This window comes from Aromatoleum tolulyticum (assembly GCF_900156155.1).
Lineage (GTDB): Bacteria > Pseudomonadota > Gammaproteobacteria > Burkholderiales > Rhodocyclaceae > Aromatoleum > Aromatoleum tolulyticum.
The window spans coordinates 247152-267640 of sequence record NZ_FTMD01000002.1 but is presented as its reverse complement, the minus strand read 5'-3'; the positions used below and the strand labels follow the sequence as shown (position 1 = coordinate 267640).

Annotated in this window: 21 protein-coding genes and 1 pseudogene; all 22 read left to right on the top strand. The window is 68.7% G+C overall.

Annotated elements, in window-relative coordinates:
• The first annotated feature begins 13 nt into the window (after positions 1-13).
• Positions 14-1315 carry a spinster family MFS transporter gene (locus BW991_RS03880; protein ID WP_244551601.1) on the top strand — a complete coding sequence of 434 codons (1302 nt, stop codon included), beginning with the start codon at positions 14-16 and terminating at the stop codon, positions 1313-1315.
• Complete coding sequence (locus BW991_RS03875; RefSeq protein ID WP_076600769.1) at positions 1312-2499, top strand: acyl-CoA dehydrogenase family protein; 1188 nt, start codon at positions 1312-1314, stop codon at positions 2497-2499. Before BW991_RS03880 ends, BW991_RS03875 begins: the two co-directional genes overlap by 4 nt.
• Positions 2496-3605: an acyl-CoA dehydrogenase family protein gene (locus BW991_RS03870; RefSeq protein ID WP_076600768.1), complete on the top strand. Its 1110-nt coding sequence runs from the start codon at positions 2496-2498 to the stop codon at positions 3603-3605. The genes BW991_RS03875 and BW991_RS03870 overlap by 4 nt, the downstream gene beginning before the upstream one ends.
• Positions 3602-4384, top strand: a complete 783-nt coding sequence (locus BW991_RS03865) for an SDR family NAD(P)-dependent oxidoreductase (RefSeq protein ID WP_076600767.1) — start codon at positions 3602-3604, stop codon at positions 4382-4384. The genes BW991_RS03870 and BW991_RS03865 overlap by 4 nt, the downstream gene beginning before the upstream one ends.
• Before the next feature lie 40 nt (positions 4385-4424).
• Positions 4425-5222, top strand: coding sequence for an enoyl-CoA hydratase/isomerase family protein (locus BW991_RS03860; protein ID WP_076600766.1), 798 nt, complete (start codon positions 4425-4427; stop codon positions 5220-5222).
• Positions 5212-6486, top strand: coding sequence for a multidrug effflux MFS transporter (locus BW991_RS03855; protein WP_076600765.1), 1275 nt, complete (start codon positions 5212-5214; stop codon positions 6484-6486). Before BW991_RS03860 ends, BW991_RS03855 begins: the two co-directional genes overlap by 11 nt.
• 88 nt (positions 6487-6574) lie before the next feature.
• Complete coding sequence (locus BW991_RS03850) at positions 6575-7039, top strand: VOC family protein (protein WP_076600764.1); 465 nt, start codon at positions 6575-6577, stop codon at positions 7037-7039.
• A gap of 66 nt (positions 7040-7105) precedes the next feature.
• The gene (locus tag BW991_RS03845; protein WP_076600763.1) at positions 7106-7519 is read left to right on the top strand and encodes a nuclear transport factor 2 family protein; all 414 of its coding nucleotides are present in this window, start codon (positions 7106-7108) and stop codon (positions 7517-7519) included.
• A gap of 26 nt (positions 7520-7545) precedes the next feature.
• Positions 7546-8325 (top strand): SDR family NAD(P)-dependent oxidoreductase, encoded by a 780-nt coding sequence (locus tag BW991_RS03840; RefSeq protein WP_076600762.1) that lies wholly within the window; start codon positions 7546-7548, stop codon positions 8323-8325.
• A 3-nt stretch (positions 8326-8328) separates the two neighbouring features.
• Positions 8329-9330, top strand: coding sequence for a phosphotransferase family protein (locus BW991_RS03835; protein WP_076600761.1), 1002 nt, complete (start codon positions 8329-8331; stop codon positions 9328-9330).
• Positions 9327-9812 carry a hypothetical protein gene (locus BW991_RS03830; protein WP_076600760.1) on the top strand — a complete coding sequence of 162 codons (486 nt, stop codon included), beginning with the start codon at positions 9327-9329 and terminating at the stop codon, positions 9810-9812. Before BW991_RS03835 ends, BW991_RS03830 begins: the two co-directional genes overlap by 4 nt.
• Before the next feature lie 26 nt (positions 9813-9838).
• Positions 9839-10894, top strand: coding sequence for a zinc-dependent alcohol dehydrogenase (locus tag BW991_RS03825; protein WP_076600759.1), 1056 nt, complete (start codon positions 9839-9841; stop codon positions 10892-10894).
• Positions 10895-10904: 10 nt separating this feature from the next.
• Positions 10905-11456: a VOC family protein gene (locus BW991_RS03820; RefSeq protein ID WP_076600758.1), complete on the top strand. Its 552-nt coding sequence runs from the start codon at positions 10905-10907 to the stop codon at positions 11454-11456.
• Positions 11457-11506: 50 nt separating this feature from the next.
• On the top strand, positions 11507-12229 hold the full coding sequence (locus BW991_RS03815; protein ID WP_170879040.1) for a TetR/AcrR family transcriptional regulator: 723 nt from the start codon (positions 11507-11509) through the stop codon (positions 12227-12229).
• Positions 12230-12384: 155 nt separating this feature from the next.
• The gene (locus BW991_RS03810; RefSeq protein ID WP_076600757.1) at positions 12385-13395 is read left to right on the top strand and encodes a hypothetical protein; all 1011 of its coding nucleotides are present in this window, start codon (positions 12385-12387) and stop codon (positions 13393-13395) included.
• A gap of 110 nt (positions 13396-13505) precedes the next feature.
• Complete coding sequence (locus BW991_RS03805) at positions 13506-14915, top strand: FAD-dependent oxidoreductase (protein WP_076600756.1); 1410 nt, start codon at positions 13506-13508, stop codon at positions 14913-14915.
• Between the two features lie 57 nt (positions 14916-14972).
• A complete protein-coding gene (locus BW991_RS03800) occupies positions 14973-15710 on the top strand; it encodes an SDR family NAD(P)-dependent oxidoreductase (RefSeq protein ID WP_076600755.1) in 738 nt (245 codons plus the stop codon).
• A 45-nt stretch (positions 15711-15755) separates the two neighbouring features.
• A complete protein-coding gene (locus BW991_RS03795) occupies positions 15756-16550 on the top strand; it encodes an SDR family oxidoreductase (RefSeq protein ID WP_076600754.1) in 795 nt (264 codons plus the stop codon).
• A gap of 44 nt (positions 16551-16594) precedes the next feature.
• Positions 16595-17620 carry an alcohol dehydrogenase catalytic domain-containing protein gene (locus BW991_RS03790; protein WP_076600753.1) on the top strand — a complete coding sequence of 342 codons (1026 nt, stop codon included), beginning with the start codon at positions 16595-16597 and terminating at the stop codon, positions 17618-17620.
• A gap of 209 nt (positions 17621-17829) precedes the next feature.
• Positions 17830-18861, top strand: a complete 1032-nt coding sequence (locus BW991_RS03785; protein ID WP_076600752.1) for an NADP-dependent oxidoreductase — start codon at positions 17830-17832, stop codon at positions 18859-18861.
• Between the two features lie 301 nt (positions 18862-19162).
• Complete coding sequence (locus BW991_RS03780; RefSeq protein WP_076600751.1) at positions 19163-20356, top strand: acetyl-CoA C-acyltransferase family protein; 1194 nt, start codon at positions 19163-19165, stop codon at positions 20354-20356.
• Positions 20350-20489, top strand: a pseudogene (locus BW991_RS03775) (3-hydroxyacyl-CoA dehydrogenase family protein); the annotation flags it as partial. The gene BW991_RS03780 and the pseudogene BW991_RS03775, both read left to right, overlap by 7 nt.

Genomic DNA, 20489 nt, shown 5'->3' with positions numbered 1-20489 from the left:
ACGGGACGTGACAGTGAGCGAAGACCTCCAGCGCAGATACACGCTGCTCCTGCTGTTCCTCGTGTCGATGTTCAATTACGTCGACAGGACGATCATTTCGATCCTGCAGGTGCCGATCAAGCGCGACCTCGGCCTGTCGGACGCCCAACTGGGGGCGCTCACCGGCCTGTCCTTCGCGATCGTCTATTCGACGCTGTCCCTGCCCGTGGCGTACTGGGCGGACCGTAGCAACCGTGTCCGCATCATCGCCGCTTCGCTCGCGCTGTGGAGCGTGATGACCGCGCTGACCGGGCTCGCCGCGGGCTTCGCCGCCCTCGTGCTGCTGCGCATCGGCGTGGCGGTGGGCGAGGCGGGAAGCGTGCCGTCCACCCATTCGATCGTGGCCGACCTGTACGCCCCCGCGCGCCGCGCGACGGTGCTCGCCCTGTGGGGGCTGTCGCTGCCCGCGGGCATGGCCTTCGGCTATGTCGTCGCCGGTCAGCTGGAGGCGGCGGTCGGCTGGCGCGCCACGTTCGCGATCGTCGGCATCGCCGGGGTCGCGCTGGCGCCGCTGGTATTCCTGTCGATGCGGGAGCCGGTCAGGGGGCGTTTCGATCCGCCCGCGCAGCAGGTGCCGCCGGCACACGGCATGGCCGAGGTGGTCCGTCATCTGTGGGGGCTGCGCACCTTCCGCTACATCATTCTCGCCGGCGCCTGCCAGGCCTACGCGCAGTACTCGGTCATGAACTGGAATGCGCCCTTCTATGGCCGCGTGCATGGCATGCCGCTCGCACAGATCTCGCTGTACCTCGCGCTGCTCAACGGCCTCTGCAGTGCGGTCGGCATGTACGCCGGGGGGCGGCTGTCGGATCATATGGGGCAGCGCGATCCGGGCGGCCGCCTGCGGGTCGTGGCGGTCGCGCTGATCGCGATGACGCCCTTCGCCCTCGCGCAGTACCTGACCTCCTCGGCGGCGCTGTCGCTCGCTTTCGGTGCGGTTGCCTCCACACTGATGATGTTCTACTTCGGCCCGATCGTCGCCGTGCCGCAGTTGCTGGTGCCCTCGTCGATGCGGGCATTCACGTCGGCAGTGGTGATCCTCACCTTCAACCTGCTGGGCCTCGGGCTCGGCCCCTTCGTGACGGGACTGCTCAGCGACCTGCTGGCGACCCGTTACGGCATGCAGACCGAATCGATTCGCTATGCGATCTGTTCGGCGACCCTTTTTTCACTCGTGGCCGGCGGCCTCTTCTGGCGGGCGGCAAGCCACCTGCAGCGGGAGACGCCGCGGGCGCGTCCGCATCCGACTGTGACCATTGCGCAGGAAATGTCATGACCGATCCGATCACCGAAGCCCGCCAACGGGCCGAAGGACTCAAGGCGGCGATCCGCAGCTTTTACGACGGGGTGATGCCCGCGGACCTGAAGCGCAAGTCGCGGCTGCATCAGGTGCTGGACAAGGATGACTACGTCCGCTGGATGCGCCTGCTCAACGATCAGGGCTGGGCCGTCGGGCACTGGCCGAAGGAATATGGCGGCCAGGCGTGGTCGCTGCTCGAGCGCTTCGCCTTCGAGGACCAACTCGCACGGCTCGGCTGTCCGTGGGTGATCCCGTTCGGCGTCAAGTACGTGGGGCCGGTGATCTATGCCTTCGGTTCGCCGGAGCAGAAGGCGCGCTTCCTGCCGCGCATCGCGACCACCGATGACTTCTGGGCCCAGGGGTATTCGGAGCCCGGCGCGGGCTCCGACCTCGCGGGCCTGCGCACCGAGGCGATCCGGGAAGGCGGCCACTATGTCGTCAACGGCCAGAAGGTGTGGACGACCTACGCGCAATGGGCGGACTGGCTGTTCTGTCTCGTGAAGACGGCGCGCGGCGAGCAGGCGCAGAAGTCCATTTCCTTCCTGCTGATCGACATGCGCAGTCCGGGCGTGACCGTGAAGCCGATTCCGACCATGGACGGCTATCACCACGTCAACGAGGTGTGGCTCGAAAACGTCCGTGTTCCCGCCGAAAACCTGGTCGGGGCCGAAGGGGAGGGGTGGACCTACGCCAAATACCTGCTCAAGAACGAGCGCACCGCGGGTGCCATCGTCGGCATGGCATGGCACGCGCTGGAGCGTCTGAAGAGTCTGGCGGCAGAGGCGGCGCCCGCCTCGCGCGACCGCCTCGGAACCCGCATCGGCGAGCTCGAGCTGCGCTTCATGGCACTCGAAGTGGCGTCCTACCAGGCGGTGGAGTCGATGATGCGCGGCACCGAGCACGGCGCCGAGGCCTCGTTGATCAAGCTGCGCGGCACCGAACTGTACCAGCACATCGCCGAAGCGGCGGTCGACACGCTGGGCCTGGCGGGCGTCGCCTGGGATGCGGCGGCCCTGCATGCCGCAGCGCCGCCGCCGCTGGGGCCGGAGGACGCCGGTGGCATCATCAAGGATCATCTCTACAACCGCGCCGCGACGATCTTCGGCGGCGCCTCCGAGATCCAGCGCAACATCGTTGCCAAGGGAGTGTTGGGGCTATGAACATGGATCTGGAAACGGCCGCGATGCTGCGCGACAGCGCGGCGCGTTATGCGGCGGACAATTACGGCTTCCTGCAGCGTCACGCCGTGCTTGGCGAGGCCACCGGCTACAGCGCCCGCGCGTGGCGCGATTACGCCGACCTGGGCTGGCTGGCGCTGCGCCTGCCGGAGGCCCACGGCGGTCTCGACGCCGATCCGCTGGCGGTGGGCGCGCTGATGGAAGTGGTGGGCAGCCGCCTGCTGATGGAGCCGGTGCTGGCCAGCGCCATCGTCGGTACCGGGTTGCTGGTGAAGCTCGGCAGCGAGGCGCAGCAGGCGGCGCTGTTCCCGGGGCTCGCCGACGGCTCGCTGCGGCTGGCCTTCGCCGATGCCGAGCCCGGCGACAGCCCCTGCCGGGTGCGCGGCGGGCGCCTGTCGGGCAGAAAGATATCGGTGCTGCACGGCGACGTCGCCGACCACCTGATCGTCTCCGCGCTGGATGGCGCCCACGGCGGCAGGCGGCTCTACCTCGTCGATCCCGCGGCGGGGGAAACCGAAATCACGCGCTACCGGCTCGTGGATGGCCGAGGGGCGGCGAACCTGCATTTTGCCGGTGCGCCCGCCGAGCTGCTCGGTGCCGACGCGGCGGCGGTCGAGGCGGCCCTTGCCGAGGTGCTCGACGAGGCGGCCGCGGCGGCCTGCGCCGAGGCGCTCGGAGCCGTGCGCGTGCTGGTCGCGACCACCTGCGATTACCTCAAGATCCGCAAGCAGTTCGGACGCGCCATCGGCACCAACCAGGCTCTGCAGCACCGTGCCGTCGATATGTTCCTGTTGCAGGAAGAAGTCGCCGCATTGACCCTGGCGGCGCAGCAAGCGCTCTGCCGGCCGGCCGCGGAGCGGGCGCGCGTGGTCAGCGGTGCGAAGGCCTACATCTGCAACGCAGCGCGCCACGTGGCCAACGAGGCGGTGCAGATGCACGGCGGCCTGGGCGTCACCGAAGAACTGGACGTGAGCCACTATTTCCGCCGCCTGATGGTCAATGCGGCGTTGTTCGGCAGCCGCGACGAGCATTTTGCCCGTTTCGTCGCGGCCGGCCGGAACGGGGTGGCAGGGGGGATGCACACATGAGCACCTTGAATGTCGCAGGACTGTTCGACATATCGGGAAAGATCGCGCTGGTCACGGGCGCTTTCAGCGGCCTTGGCCGCGACTTCGCCGAGGCACTGGCGGGCGCCGGGGCGGTGGTCGTCCTCGCCGGCCGGCGCATCGACCAGGGGCGCGACGTCGCCGCAGCGCTGGTTGCGGCCGGACACCAGGCGCATGCGGTGGCCATGGACGTGACGCGCGCCGAAAGCGTGAGCGAGGCCCTGGCGTGGATCGTCGCCAACGTCGGGGTGCCCGACATTCTCGTGAACAATGCCGGCGTGACCCTCACGAAACCGCTGCTCGATGTCGACGAGCAGGACTGGGGCAGCATCATGGACGTCAATCTCGACGGTTCGTGGCGGGTCGCGCAGGGCGTGGCGCGGGCGATGAAGGAGGCCGGCAGGGCCGGCAGCATCATCAACATCGCCTCGATCCTCGGTTTGCGCGTGGCGCAGCAGGTGCCGGCCTACGCGGCATCGAAGGCGGCGCTGATCCAGCTCACGAAAGCCATGGCGCTGGAACTCGCCCGCTACGGAATTCGTGTCAATGCGCTGGCGCCGGGCTACGTCGAAACGCCGCTCAACCGGGATTTCTTCGCCACCGAGGCGGGCAAGGGTCTGATCAAGCGCATTCCCGCGCGCCGGCTCGGCCAGAGCGCGGAACTGGTCGGCCCGCTGCTGCTGCTGGCTTCGGCTGCTTCCTCCTACATGACCGGCGCGGTGCTGGTGGTCGACGGCGGCCATACCGTGAATACGCTGTGACAACCCGCTGACAGGCGACAACAGGAAAAGGGAGCAAGGCATGGGTGACAAGGTCATCGTCGAGCAGCACGGCGCGGTGTTGCGCATCGTGCTCAACCAGCCGGAGGCGATGAACGCCATCGGCCCGGAAATGGCCAGCCGGTTCGCCGGCATCGCGGCCGACGCCGCCGCGGATGCGGCAGTGCGCTGCGTGGTCGTTACCGGGGCCGGACCGCATTTCATGGCCGGCGGCGACATCCGCTATTTTTCGGAGCTGCTCGCGCTGCCTGCCGCGGAGCGCGACGCGAAGCTCGGGGCGCTGGTGAGCGACGTCGGACGCGCCGTCACGAGCCTGCGGACGATGGCCAAGCCGGTAATCGGCGCGGTGCGCGGTGCCGCAGCCGGATTCGGCTTCTCGCTGATGTGCGCCTGCGATGTCGTGATCGCCAGCGACACCGTGAATTGCAAGCTGGCCTATGGCCAGCTCGGTGCCTCGCCCGACGGCGGTGGCAGCTACACCCTGCCTCGGCTTCTGGGCGTGCGTCGGGCGATGGAGCTGGCCCTGCTGGACGAGCGTATCGACGCGCCGCGCGCGCTGGAACTGGGACTCGTGAGCCGGGTCGTGGCCGATGCGGAACTCGATGCCGCGGCCCTCGCGCTGGCCGCACGCCTCGCCGCGCAGCCGACGGCGGCGCTGGGACGGACCAAGCAGCTGTTCTACGGCTCGTTCGAGAAGGACCTCGCCGGCCAGATCGACGCCGAACTGCAGGCCTTCCTCGCCGCAGCCGGCTCGCACGATTTCTCCGAGGCTGTGACCGCCTTTCTCGGCCGACGCAAGCCGGAATTTCGTGGCAGTTAGCGACCCGGCGGAGGGCGTCGGTGCGGCCGTTGCGCCGCGCATGGGGCCGGCCGAATTCGTCGCCTTCGTCGCGCTCAGCCTGGTCGCCGGCGCGGTGGCGGTGGACATGATGCTGCCCGCGCTGCTGCCGCTCGGCGAAGACCTCGGGTTGGCGGATTCGAACCGCGGCCAGGCGGTGATCGCGGTTTTCGTGCTCGGCGTCGGCGCATCGCAACTCCTGTTCGGTCCGCTCAGCGACCGTTACGGCCGCCGCCCGCTGTTCATCGCCGGCGTGCTGCTCCTCGTCGCAGGCAGTGCCGCCGGCGCACTGGCGCAGGACTTCCAGGCGCTGCTTGTGGCACGTCTGCTGCAGGGCATCGGCGCGGGCGCGCAGCGCGTGGTGACCTTCTCGGTCGTGCGCGACCTCCATGCGGGCCCGCAGATGACGCGGGTCATGTCGCTGGCGATGGCGGTGGTGCTGCTCGAGCCGATCGTCGCGCCGCTGCTCGGGCAACTCATCCTGCTGTTCGCCTCGTGGCGCTGGATCGTTGCGGCGGTGGCAGTGGTCGGGGGCATTTCGCTCGGCTGGGCGCTGTGGCGCCTCGAGGAGTCGCTGCCGGTGGCGCGGCGCCGTTCGCTCTCGCCGCGCTCGCTGGCGGCCGCTTACCGGACGGTCGTCCGCACCCGCGTCGCCTTCGTCTGCATGATCGTATGCGGCCTCGTGATGGGGGCGCATCTCGGCTTCCTGTCCTCGGCGCAGGCGATCTTCCAGCGCACCTTCGACGCCGGTCTGCACTTTACGCCGCTGCTGGCGCTGGTCTCGCTGGCGATGTCCGCCGCGGCCTTCGCCAACGCGCGCCTCGTGCGCCGTTTCGGCAGCGCGGAGCTGATTCGCGCGGCGCTGTACGTCCTCGTCACGGTGAGCGCGGTCGCGCTCGTGCTGGCCGTAGCCGGCCGCATCACTCTGCCGGTGTTCCTCGCCGTGCAGGCGTGCAACATGTTCGTCTTCGGCATGCTGCTGCCCAACCTCACCGCGATGTCGATGAGTCCGCTCGGCAGCATCGCCGGCACCGCGTCGTCGATGTTCGGCTTCGTATCGATGACCGTCGGCGCGCTCCTCGGCGGGCTGGTCGGGCAATTCTTCGACGGCACGCTGCGCCCGGTGCTGGGGGCGTACGTGATCCTGGGCGTCACGGCGCTGCTGGTGTTGCGGCAGCTCGGCGGGGAGGAGGAAGCGCCTGTTGGGCACAGTGCAAAAAATGAATTGACAGTCGGTGACTGCTGAATCATTATTCGAAACAGGACAGTTTGTTTTTAGGTCGACCCGCAGCGCGGGCAGGACCTGATTCCTCAACCGATTCAAGGCCTGTTCCATGATCCGTGCGATCCACCACGTTGCCATTTCGACGCCCGACCTGAGACCGATGTGCGATTTCTATTGTGGTCTGCTCGGATTCGAGGAGATCTCGCGCACGGCATGGCAACCGGGTGAGGCGAAGATCGACCGCGTCATGGCGCTGACCGCCACCGCGGCAACGGCCGTGATGCTGCAGCGCGGCCCGACCTGCATCGAGTTGTTCCAGTTCGCCTTCCCGGCCCAGGCGCCGAAAGGCGGCGGCGACCGCCCCGTGAATCGCTACGGCATCACCCACCTGTGCTTCGATGTGGCGGATGTCGACGCCGCCTACCAGCGCATGGTCGATGCTGGCGTTCGCTTCCACTGCCCCCCGCAGGATTTCGGCAGCGTGCGCGCTACCTACGGGCGGGATCCCGACGGCAACGTGTTCGAGCTGCAGGAGCTCACCGGGCAGCCCGGATTCGCCGCATCGCCGCAGTAAACAAAACAGAACAGATTGCTTGGATAGGTCCGGGCACGATCTGCCCGTTGCCGGAGGGAGCAGCGCATGTCGTTCAGTGGCCCGATTGAAGACCGTCTCGCGATTCGCGAAGTGATCGAGCAATACGCAGACGCGGTGATGCAGCGCGACGCCGTGGCGTGGGCCGGGGTGTGGGCCGAGGACAGCGAATGGCGCCTGCCCGAGTACCCGGGGCTCGAATGCTTTCGCGGCCGCGACGAGATCGTCGCCGGCTGGATCCGCTCGATGGGCGACTACCCGGGCCTCGCCTACATCGCCACGCCGGGAGCGATCCAGGTCGACGGCGACCGCGCGACGGCCCGCACCTACACCTCGGAGGTGTTCCCGCATCCCGACGGGCGCGTGCTGCGCCTGCGCGGCCAGTATGACGACGAGTTGGTGCGGATCGGCGGCCGGTGGCTATTCACGAAACGGGTTTACAAGACCATTCGGGCCGACTGAACGGCACCGGCGGGCGGGGGAGCGACATGGGACGACTTGCGGGTAAGGTGGCGCTGGTGACCGGCGGCACCGCGGGGATCGGGGCTGCGACGGTGGAGCGCTTCCGCCGCGAAGGCGCCAGCGTGGTGTTCACCGGCTCCAACGCCGGGCGCGCGGCCGCCCTGTGCGAGGCCACCGGGGCGATCTTCCACGCCCACCACATCGATGACCGCGCCGGCTGGGCGCCGCTGATGGAAATGATCCGCGACCGGCTCGGGCGCCTCGACGTCGTCTTTGCCAATGCCGGCGTGGAAGGCGCGGACAGCAACATCGAGGACATCGACGTCGGGGCGTGGGACCGGATCATCGACGTGAACCTCACCGGCACGATGCTGACGTGCAAGCACGCGGTCGCCGCGATGCGCGTCAACCCCGGCGGCCCCGGCGGCTCGATCATCATCAACTCGTCGATGAACGGCATCCTGGCCCTGCCGCGCAACGTCGGCTACAGCGTCGCGAAGGGGGCGCAGCGCCTGCTCGCGAAGTCCATCGCGATGCACTGCGCCGATGCCGGCCTGAACATCCGCTGCAACACCATCCATCCCGGCGTCGTCGAAACGCAGATGATCCGCGAGGCGATGGCGGGTGCGCCCGATCCGGCGGCCGCGCGGGCGCAGCTGTGCGGGCTGTCGCCGCTGCGGCGGATGGGCTCGGTCGAGGAGATCGCCGGACTGGTGACCTACCTCGCCAGCGACGAGGCGGCCTTCGTCACCGGTGCCGAATATCTGATCGACGGCGGCTCCACCGCCGGGCTGCGGGGGGTGTGAGCGATGCCGACCGTCGCCGATGCCACCGCGATCCTCGCCCGCTTCATCACCGACCAGACGGGGGCGCCGGCCACGGTCAGCGGTCTCGAACGCATGCCTGGTGGTTTTTCCTACGAAACCTGGCGCATGCGCGCGAGCTGGGTCGAGGCGGGAGGCCCGCGTAGCGCGCCGCTGATCATGCGCAAGGCGCCGCGCGCCGGGCTGCTCGAACCCTACGATGCCAGCGTCGAATTCCGCGTGCTGCGGGTACTGCAGGATTCGGGAGTGCCCGTGCCCAGGGTGTACTGGTGCGATGCGGGCGGCGAACTGTTCGGCACCTCGTTCTACATCATGGAATTCGTCGACGGCGATGTGCCGCTGCCGTGGAGCGACATCCTGCCCGAGGCCTCGCGGCCGGAGGTGCACCGCCAGTTCGTCGATGCGCTGGCGAAGCTGCACACCTTCGACTGGGAGGCGCACGGCTTGTCCTTCCTCGGCGTGCCCGCCGACCGCGGCGATCCGGCGGCGTTGGCGCTCGACCGCTGCGAGGAGGTACTCGACCGCATCCGCCTGCGGCCCTATCCGGTGCTGCGCGAGGTCATCGCGTGGCTGCGCGCCAACCGCCCGCGCAGCCCGCGCCTGTCGCTGATCCACAACGACTACCGCATGGGCAACTTCGTCTGGCGCGAGGGCCGCATCCGCGCCGTGCTCGACTGGGAGCGCGTGTTCATCGGCGATCCGATGGCGGACATCGCCTTCACGCGCATCCCGGCGCTGGCGGGCTGGTGCAGCGTCAGCGGGGAGATGGCGGAGCGCTACACGCAGCAGTCGGGCATCGCCGTCGACGAGGAACGCGTGCGCTACTGGACGCTGCTCGAAACGCTCAAGGCCGACCTGGTCGGGCTGACCGGGCTGAAAGTCTTCGCCGATGGCCGCTCGTCCGACCTGCGCCTGCTGCAGATCGGGCGCAACGTACTCGCCAACAACATACCCGCCGAAGCCGCGGCGATAGGACTGGGAGCATGATCGAACAGACCGTTCCGCTGCAGCAGCTCACCGCCGGCATGGCCGCCTGCGTGCGCGAGTGGATCCTGCCGCATCTTTCCGACGCGATGGCGCGCATCCAGGCCGAGCAACTGGTGACGCTGCTCGAAGACCTGCCGCGCATCGTCGCCCCGGCCGCGCTGGCGCGCATCCGCGCCGACAGCGACGAGGCCCGCGAGCTGCTGCGGCGCTGCGGTGCCGAGGCACCGCCGCCGGCGGACGCTTTCCACGTCGACGCCCTGATGGCCGAGAACGCCGCGCTCAAGGAGCGTCTGGAGGCGCTTGCGGCGCGTTGCCGCAGCGCCGGCGACGCCGCGGCCGGTGAAACGCTGCGCGACATCCAGCGCTTCTTCGTGCGCAGCGCGCGTCGCGAAGGGGAGGGGGTGACGGTGCAGTTGTTCGAGGAAATGACGACTCGCGACCGCGAGGGCAAGCAGCATCTTGCCGCGGACGCGGCAGCGTAATCGCGGCAGCGCAAGGAGAGACAGGCATGGCGAAGATGCGATCGGTCACCCTCGTGGCCCCGCGCAGGTTCGAGATCGTCGAGGTCGACAAGCCCGAGGTCGATGACGATTCCGTGATCGTGAAAGTCGAGGGGCACGGGATCTGCGGCAGCAACCTGCATTTTTGGCATGGCGGCGGTTCGGCCAATGCGATGTGCTGCTATCCGATGCCGGGTGCTGCCGGGCACGAGTTCGGCGGCGTCGTCACCGAAGCCGGCCGCAACGTGCGCCGCGTCAAGGTCGGCGACCGCATCGCGGTGGACTTCTTTCACAGCACCGCGTGCGGCGTGTGTCCGTATTGCACGGCGGGCTGGCCGAACCAGTGCACCGGTCGCGCTGCCCATGCGACGGGCGGCTACGTCGATTACCTGAAGCTGTCGGAACGCGGTCTGCATATCCTGCCCGACACCATCGCGACGCACGCGGCCGCGATCGCGGAGCCGGCGGCGGCTCCCGTCAGCGCACTGCGGCGCGCCGGCCTGCGCGGCGGCGAGCAGGTGGTGGTGCTCGGCGCGGGCGTGCTTGGCCTCGCGGCTGTCGGCGCGGCGAAGGCGATGGGTGCGGGCCGGGTGATCGTTACCGCCAAGTACGACCAGCAGGCGCAGTTCGCGCAGGCCTTCGGCGCCGACGTGGTGGTGCGCGGCAGCGGTGACGCCTCGGTCGAGGAGATTCGCTCGCACCTCGACGGCGGCGCTGCGGACATCGTTGTCGAGACCGTAGGCGGTCACGCGCCGACGCTGGGCCAGGCCACCGACATCGTGCGCCCGCGCGGCGAGGTACTGGTGCTGGGGTTGTGGGAGGAACTGGTGCCGGTCGACTCGTGGAAATCGGTGCTCAAGGACGTGACCTACCGTTTCTGCCTGACCTACGGGACGCAGGGATTGAAGACCGACTTCGGTTACACCGTCGACCTGATGGGTTCGCGCAAGGTGCCGATGCAGGATCTGGTGACGCACGTGATGCCGCTGGAGCGGATCGGCGAGGCCTTTGAAGTGGCCGCCGACAAGAGCCGTGGCGCGATGAAAGTAATTCTTGTCCCCTAGGAATACCACGATGACGAACGAGCTGGATGCGCTGGCCGCGCATTATTTTCAGACTGCCTGGGTGGTGCGCGACCTCGACGCCGCGGAGGAGTGGTTCGGGCGGGTGATGGGCGTGCCGGCGTGGGCTCGCTTCGACGTCGTCCTCGGCGAGGAGAGCCGCTACCGCGGCCGGCCGGCCGATTCGGCGATGCGCCTGTCGCTCGGCTATGCCGGCGAGGTGCAGGTCGAACTCATCGAATCGCTGCGCGGGCCCAGCATCTACACCGAATTCCTCGATCGCAAGGGCCCCGGCCTGCACCACGTCGCGTTCGCGGTGCCGGATTTCGACGCCACCGTCGCGCGCCTGCGCGAGCAGGGTTTGCCGGAACTGTCTTCGGGCGTTCTCGGCGGCGGCAGTGTGAAATTCGCATATTTCGACTGCGAGGAGGCGGGGGCGTCGGTCATCGAGATTCTCGGCTTCGATGCCGCGACGACGGACGCGATGGCGCAAATGAAGGCTGCGGCGTATGCCGCCCGGCCCGGCGCTGCGGCGGCAGGGGCGATCGCCGCACGAATCGGTTAGCGGCGGCGGACATTGCAAGGGAGACGAGGATGCCGGCGGAGGAGTTCGACGTGGGAATTAAGGCCAGGGAAGCAGGTGAGGACGGCGCAGCGGCGCCTGCCGGTCGCGGACGCGCAGGGCGTGGCGGGGCCGGCGCGGTTGCGGTTCCGGTGGCGGAGACGCGTCCTGCGGGCCGCAGCCGTCGGCCCACGCGCGCCGAGCGGGCGTCGAGCGTGCGCGAGGCGATCTTCCAGGCGGCCGCGACGGCGGTCGGCGAGCACGGATACTGGGATACCTCGGTCAACCGCATCACCGAGCTGGCCGGCATCGCGCAGGGCACCTTCTACCACTACTTCGAGTCGCGTCAGGCCCTGATGGACGAATTGCTCACCCATGTCGGCATGGACCTGCTGAAGGCGATGGGCACCGCGGTGATGGGGGCGAGCGGTTTCTACGAGATCGAGGAACGTGGCTACCGCGCCTTCTTCGAGCACATGCGCAAACACCCGTGGCTGTTCCGCGTGCTCAACGAGGCCGAGGTCGCCGCGCCGATCGCCTACAGCAAGTATGTCGCGGTGACCACGGCGCACTACATCGCGTCGTTGCGACGCAGCGTCGAGGCCGGCGAGATCGCCAACTACGGCGAGGCGGAACTGGAGGCGCTGGCGCACATGCTGATCGCGGCGCGCACCGCGCTGTATCGGCGCTATTACCGCAGCACGCGGGTGTCGCGGCGGCAGATCGATGCGGCCGTCGCGGTGTACATGAAGCTGGTACGGGGCGGCGTGCGCTAGCGCGGCGCGTGCCGGGCGGCGCGCGATTGCGATCCCGGATGAATCATGAATCAGTAATCACGGAACGGGTTGGCCGCGGGCGGCGCAACCCGGGAACCATGCGGTGCGGGGCCGGTGCCTCGCACCACGAATATTGACCACTAGGAAAGCCTGTCATGACCGTAAATGCCGACGACGAGTACCTGCACTTCGCCCCCGCGGGCAGCGACGCCCTGTTCAGCGACAACTTCTGGTTCTCGATCTGCGACCGTGAGGCCGACATCTTCGGCGTCAACCACCTCCACGTGAGCAACAAGGGCTATGGCCGCTTCAGCACGATGATGGTCATTGACGGCGTCGCGCAGCCGTGGGCGAACAAGGTGCCGTTCGCGGCCGACGCGCCGCGCAAGTTCGACAAGCTCGTCGGCGGGCACATGAGCTATCAGGTCGTCAAACCCCTGGAGCAGATTCGCATCCAGTTCGATGGCCCGAAGTACGGCTTCGACCTGCTCTACACCGGGCGCTTCCCGGTCTTCGACTACAAGGACTGCCACGGCGGCAATCCGCTGACGAGCGCGGACACCTACAACTACGGCGGCCACTACGAGCAGGGACTGTTGTGCACCGGCGAGTTCGAGGTACGCGCCGGCCCGCGCCGCGGCCGCCGCCAGATCAACTCCTGGGCGCACCGCGACCACTCGTGGACCAACCGCTTCGGCGGCGAGACGCCGTGGGAGCTGCCGCCGCTGTCCTACCAGGACAGCCTGTTCCACTTCTGGCCGTCGATCCAGACCGAGCGCTTCCACCTCAACGCCTTCGGCTGGATGAACCCCGACTTCGTCGTGCCGCACAAGGGCGCGCCGCGCTTCGGCGGCTTCCTGTCCGACGCGAGCGGCAGCCGTCCGATCGAAGGGGCGAGCTGCATCATCCGCACCGAGGACGACCGCCGCACCGCGATGAGCTTCCTCTACGAGCTGACCTTGCCCGGCGGCGACGTCATCCACGTGCGCACCGGGCGCAAGCATGCGCACACGATGAACGGCCTGATGCGCGGCGAGAACGACGCCGAATGCACGCTCGACTGTTACGAGTCGTTCTTCGACTTCGAGATCGTCGAGACCGGCGAGCGCGGCTACGGCTGCGCCGAGTACTCGATCCTGCATCCGCAGCCGCGCTGGCGCTACTGAGGCGAACCGGCGTGGCACCGGTGTCGCCCGCAGCGGGCCGAAGTCGGGCCGCGGGAGGCGCGGGCTGCGAACGGGGAACGACGGACTGAACAGCGATCGGGGAGAGCGGGATGGAACGTGATTTCGATGTCATCGTGGTCGGAGGCGGCGGCGCGGGCCTGTGCGCGGCGATCGAGGCACAGGGGGCCGGTGCGTCGGTGATGGTGCTCGAAGCCGACAAGCACGTCGGCGGCGCGACGCTGCAGTCGGGCGGGGTGTTCTATGCGGCCGGCACGAGCGTGCAGAAGGCCCGTGGCATCCAGGACACGGCCGATGCGATGTACGAGTACGTGATGAACCTCAACCAGTGGGAGTTCAGCCCGGCGATCCTGCGGCTGCTGTGCGATCACGGCCCCGAGGCGATCGACTGGCTGATCGGGCACGGCGCCGAGTTCCCGCCCGAGTGGCTGATGTGCTCGGGCGTCGATTCGGTGCCGCGCGGCCATCCGAGCCGCGGCGGGGCGGGCAGCGTAGGCGAGACGATCGTGCGCGCCTTCGAGGCCCGCGGCATCGAGACCGCGGTCGCGACGCGCGTCGAGTCCCTGATCGTCGAGGACGGCCGCGTTGTCGGCGTGCGCGCCGCCGGTGCCGAGCTGCGCGCGGGCGCGGTCGTCGTCACCACCGGCGGCTTCGGCAACAGCCGCGAGATGCTCGAACGCTACTGGCCAAGCATGGCCTACCACGGCGACCGCGTCTACGCGGTGCATTGGCACGCGCCCTTCATCCTCGGCGACGGGTTGCGGATGGGCGAGGAGGTCGGCGCGAACATCGTCGGTTTCGATACCGGCCTGCCGCTGCCCGCGTCGGGCGCCGCCGGGCGCGTCGTGGAGCCCTTCCTGCCGCCGTGGATCGTCCTCGTCAATCGCGAAGGGCGCCGCTTCATGGACGAGACGGTGACCTACAGTGTCTCGGGCTACATCATCAACAGCCAGACCGACCGGCGGGCGTTCGCGATCTTCGACGAGCCGACGCTCGCGACCGCCAGCGTCGACACCGCGTATTCGGATCCCTACCACTCCGAACTCGCGGCGACGACCTGGGACCACCAGACGATCCGCAACCGGATCGAGAAGGGTGAGGTGTTCGTCGCCGACTCGATCGACGCGCTCGCGCGCAAGCTCGGCGTCGACCCGATCAGCCTCGGCGTGACGGTCGAGAACTACAACGCCGATTGCGACCGCGGCATCGACGGCGAATTCCTCAAGCAGGCCGAGCGGCGCTTCGCCGTCCGCAAGGCGCCGTTCTACGCGATCGAGGTGCGCGCATCGGTGATCGGCTGGACCAGCTGCGGCCCCGAGATCGACAGCCAGTGCCGCGTGCTCGACAAGCACCAGCGCCGGATCCCCGGTCTGTTCGCAGCCGGTGAAGTGGTCGGCGCGGTGCAGGGCAAGCGCTACGCGGGCGGCGGCCTGAGCATCGCCAACGCAGTCATCCTGGGGCGGCTCGCGGGGCAGAACGCTGCGCGTGCCGCGGCGCAGTAAAGGTCGGCGCAGCGCGGTCGCCCGCGCACGCCAAGCGGGACTGGAGGGGAACAGGGCATGGGCAAGCTCGACGGCAAGACCGCCGTGATTACGGGTGGCAGTTCCAACATCGGCCTGGAAATCGGCCGCCGCTTCGCCGCGGAGGGCGCGCGGGTGGTAGTCGCCGCGCGCGATGCGGCGCGGCTCGCGAAAGCGGTCGAGGTGATCGGGCACGGCGCGACCGGCGTGGTCGTGGATGTCGCCGACGAGGCGCAGGTCAGGGCGCTGTTCGAACCGCTGGCACGCGTCGACCTGCTCGTGACCTGCGCCGGCGGCTGGGTGTTCGGTGCCATCGACGAGCTGCCGCCGCAACATTGGGTGGAGCTGTTCGCCGGGCGCTTCTTCGGCCAGATGTACGCGTGCCACTACGCCGTGCCGAAGATGCCCGCCGGCGGTTCGATCATGCTGTGCTCGGGTATCGCGGCGAAGGCGGCGATCCCGAACTACGCCGGCGGTTCGGCGCTGTGCGGCGCGGTCAATTCGCTCGGGCGCCAGCTCGCGCTGGAGCTCGCGCCACGCGAAGTCCGCGTGAATGTGCTGTCGCCGGGGCTGATCCTGACGCCGGAGGAGCGCGAACGCGCGGTGGCCGGCCAGGCGCCCGACGACATCGTGCGGCGCGGCTTCATCGATTCGCGCATCCCGCTGAAACGGGCCGGCAGCGCCGGCAGCATGGCCGACGCGGCGATGTTCCTCGCGGATTGCGACTATGCGACGGGCATGGTGATGGATATCGACGGGGGCTGGACCACGCTGTAGCGACAGTGGCGCGCGGCGGTGTATTTTTATTGAGGAGCGGAAGGCATGGGCAGCGTTGCGGGGAAGGTGGTGGTGGTGGTGGGGGCCGCGGGGGCCGACAACATGGGGCAGGTGATCGCGCGCCGCTTTGCGCGCGAAGGGGCGAAGGTGATGGTGGCCGGCCGTCACGCCGCGCCCCTGCAACAGCTTGCCGAAGAGGTCGGTGGTGCGTATGCATTGTGCGACATCACGCGCGAGGCGGACATCACGGCGCTGATCGATGCCACCGTCAAGCGTTTCGGGCGGCTCGACGTTGCCATCAACGCCACCGGTTACGGGCTGCTCAAACCGTTTCTCGATACCACGCACGAGGACCTCGACTACATGAACGCGGTGCAGTTCACCGGACCGTTCCAGTTCATGCAGGCGGTCGTGCGGGCGATGACGCAGGGCGGGTCGATCATCCAGATCTCGTCGGCGACGGCGACCATCATGCTCGACAATCATGCCGCCTACATGGGCACCAAGGCCGGCATCGACCACGTCATCCGCTGCGTCGCCAACGAGTTCGGCGAACGGGGCATTCGTGCCAACTCCATCTCGCCCGGGATCACCGACACGCCGATGGCAGCGTCGGCTTTCGCCAGTCCGGCGCTGGTCGAACTGTTCCGGCGCGAATATCCGCTCGGCCGCGTCGGCACCGCCGACGACGTCGCCGACGCGGCATTGTGGCTGGCATCGGACGAATGCTTCGTGACCGGCCAGAACCTGCAAGTCAATGGCGGGCTGACCTTGCGGCGCAATCCGCGCATGAGCGAGATCGCCGCAGTGCTCGCGGACGGGACCGGCGCGTCGCGCTGACCAGGCGTTTGCGCAGGCCGGCATGCGGCCGGCGGGGAGGGGAGATGCGCGCAGCAGTATTCCGTGAGGCGGGGCGGCCGCTCTGCATCGAGACCGTGCCGGACCCCGTTCCCGGGCCTGGCGAGCTCGTGGTGCAGGTCGGCCGCAGCGGCATTTGCGGCACCGATCTGCACCTGACCGATGTGCGGGATCCGAAAGTGCCGCCGGGCACGGTGCTCGGTCATGAATTCGCCGGCATCGTGGCCGGGCTCGGCGCTGGTGTCGAGCGTTTCCGGTGCGGCGACCGGGTGTTCGTGCTGCCGTTGCGGGGCTGCGGGCAGTGTGCCAGCTGTCTCGCCGGCGAGCCGGCATGGTGCGCGGCCGTGCAGCCGTGCTACGGCGGCTTTGCCGACTACGCGGTGGTCGCGGAGAGTAGTTGCTTCGCGCTTCCCGAGGCGCTGTCGCTCGCCGACGGCGCACTCCTCGAGCCGCTGGCGGTAGCCTTGCACGCGGTCGCCGCGGCAGGCATGCGGCCGGGTGCGCGGGTGCTGGTGCAGGGCGCCGGACCGATCGGTCTCGGCGTCGTGTTCTGGGCCCGCCGGCTGGGAGCGGGCCACATCACGGTCGTCGAGGGGGCTCCTGCGCGTGCGGCGCTCGCGTTGCGCATGGGCGCATCAGTTTGCATCGCGCCCGGTGATTGCGAGCGCGATCCGGCCGCGTTTGCCATGGGAGGCGCCGCGGACCCCGAAGCTCCGGAGCTCGTGTTCGAGTGCGTCGGCAAGCCGGGACTGGTCGCGCAGGCCATTGCACACGTGCGCCCGCGCGGAACGGTGGTTTCGGCCGGGTTCTGCATGAGCGCCGACACGTTCGTCCCGGCGGCCGCTAACGTCCGGGAGGCGCGCCTGCTCTTCCCGCTCGGCTACAGCGCGAGGGATTTCGCCGTGTGCGCGGAAGTCCTCGCCGCGGGCGCGCCGGAAGCGCGGCTGATGGTCACCGCGACGGTCCCGCTCGGACAATTGCCGCAGGTTTTCGAGCAGCTGCGCAGCGACCGGACGCAGTGCAAGGTAATGGTGGCGCCGTTGGAGGGCTGATGCCCGCGCCAGGATCCGGATCGTGAGGGGCCGGTTGGTGGCGAGCGCGTCCGCGCCTGCAAAAATACACGACCGACCGGTCGGATTGGATATAATCCGTCGGCAGGGGTTTTCGGCGCCGCAGGCAGTTGTGTGGCCGTCACCCCCGCACCGGACAGAACTTTGATGAGGCGCCGGTCGCCGCGACCGGACAGCGACGGAGAAATGACATGTTGAACCGCAGGGTGGTGCTGAATTCGCGTCCGACCGGGGTGCCGATGCCGGAAAACTTCCGGCTCGTCGAGGAGCCGGTGAGGGAACTGGCCGACGGGGAGGTGCTGATCGAGAACAAGGTTTTCGCCATCGATCCGGCCACGCGCGGCATGCTCGACGACCGCGAGAGTTACATGAAGCCGGTCGAGATCGGCGGCCTGATTCCGACGATGGTGCTGGGCCGCGTCGTGAAGTCGCGCAATCCCGCCTTCCGCGAGGGCGACTACGGCCGCGGCTATGTCGGCTGGGAGCGGTATTCGATCCTCGACCCGTCGAACATCGCGATGGAGAACCTCCGCGTCGACCCGCAGATCCCGCTCTCCGCCTACATGGGCGCGCTGGGCTGGTCGGGCATCACGGCCTACATCGGCCTGCAGAAGATCGGCGAGATGCGTTCCGGCGAAACCGTGGTGGTGAGCGCAGCGGCCGGGGCGGTCGGCAGCGTCGCCGGGCAGATTGCAAAACTGCGCGGCAACCGCGTCGTCGGCATCGTCGGCAGTGTCGACAAGGCGGACATCGTCACCGGTCTCGGCATGGATGCCGCAGTGAATTACCGTGCCACCGACGACCTCGCCGGGGCGATACGCGCGGCCTGCCCGGGCGGGGCGAACATCTACTTCGACAACGTCGGCGGGCGGGTCCTCGACACGATGTTGCCGCTGATGGCCGATTTCGGGCGCATCGTCGTGTGCGGCATGGTCGCCAACTACAACAATGCCGGCGATCCCTATCCGCTGCGCAACCTGTGGCAGGTGCTGGTGCATCGCATCACGATGCGCGGCTTCCTCGCCTTCGAGCACCCCGAGATTCTCGCCGAGGCCGAGGAGAGTATCGCCGGCTGGATCAAGTCGGGGCAGCTGAAGGCGCTCGAAAACGTCACCACCGGTCTGGAGAACACGCCGGCCGCCTTCATCCGCCTGATGTCGGGCGAGACCACCGGCAAGACGGTGGTGCGCCTCGACGACGACGTGGCGACGCTGGGCGCCTGACCGGTCTCTGCCGGTCGCTGCGTGCGCCTCGTCGCCCGGCAGTTCTCGTCGAAGCTTTGCCGTTGGGCGGCCCGGTGCCGCCGAATGGCATCTTTTCCGCGGCTTCGGACGCCAGTGAGCGGTCGGGGACGGAACTCGACCGGCGGCGGTGACTTGTTGGGACAGCCAAACTGGCTTAACATGCGTAAAACAAACAAAACGGTATTGTTTGTGTTAGCCCCCGTCGCCGTGGTGCCGGCTAGGTAGCCGGGCCGGCGGCGAGGCAACATCGTCATAACGCATACGCGAGGCAGGCGAAGATATGTCGCAACGTGAAGTAGTCGTGGTGGGAGCCGCGCGCACGCCCATCGGAACCTATGGCGGGTCGCTGAAGGACATTCCGCTCGGGGATCTCGCCACCGTCGCCGTGAAGGCCGCGCTGACGCGCTCGGGCGTGGCGCCCGATGCGATTGGGCATGTCGTGATGGGCAACGTCATTCCGACCGAGCCGCGCGACGCCTACCTGAGCCGCGTCGCGGCGATCGATTCGGGCATTCCGGATACCGTGCCGGCCTTCAACGTGAACCGTCTTTGCGGATCGGGCCTGCAGGCGATCGTGTCCGCCGCGCAGGCCATCCGCCTGGGCGACTGCGATATCGCGATCGGCGCCGGCGCCGAATCCATGAGCCGCGGACCCTACACCGTGCCGAACCTGCGCTGGGGTGCGCGCATGCTCGATGCGCGTCTCGTCGACTACATGAACGGCATCCTGCACGACCCGTGGAAGCAGCTGCACATGGGCATCACCGCGGAAAACGTCGCCGAGCGCTACGGCATTTCGCGCGCGATGCAGGACGAGTTGGCCTTCGAAAGCCAGCGCCGCGCGGCTAACGCGATCGCTAACGGCTACTTCCGCGATCAGATCGTGCCGGTCGAGGTGAAGACCAAGGGCGGCACCGCGCTGTTCGACACCGACGAGCACGTCCGTACCGGCATGACGATGGAAGCGCTGGCGTCGATGAAACCGGCATTCAAGAAGGACGGCGGCACGGTCACGGCGGGCAACGCGTCCGGCCTCAACGACGGCGCGGCCGCGGTGGTGCTCGCGGAAGCGGGCCGTGCCGCAGCGCTGGGCCTGAAGCCGCTGGCCCGGCTGGTGGGCTATGCGCATGCCGGCGTGGAGCCGCTGTACATGGGCATCGGGCCGGTTCCGGCGACGCGCATGGTGCTCGAGCGCACCGGCATCCGCGCGGAAGACATCGACGTGATCGAGGCCAACGAGGCCTTCGCCGCTCAAGCCTGCGCGGTGACGCGGGAGCTGGGCCTCGATCCGGCCAAGGTGAATCCGAACGGTTCGGGCATCTCGCTCGGCCATCCGGTGGGGGCCACCGGGGCAATCATCACCGTCAAGGCCATTCACGAATTGCACCGCACCGGCGGCCGCTATGCGCTGGTGACGATGTGCATCGGCGGCGGGCAGGGCATCGCCGCCATCTACGAACGCATCCCGGCATGAAGCTCGGCTGCAACCAGCCGATCGGCCCGCTCGCGCTGGCCGACCTCATCGGCCTCGACACGATGCTGTCGGTGATGGAGATGTTCCACGCCGGCTTCAACGACCCGAAATACCGGCCCGCGCCGCTGCTCAA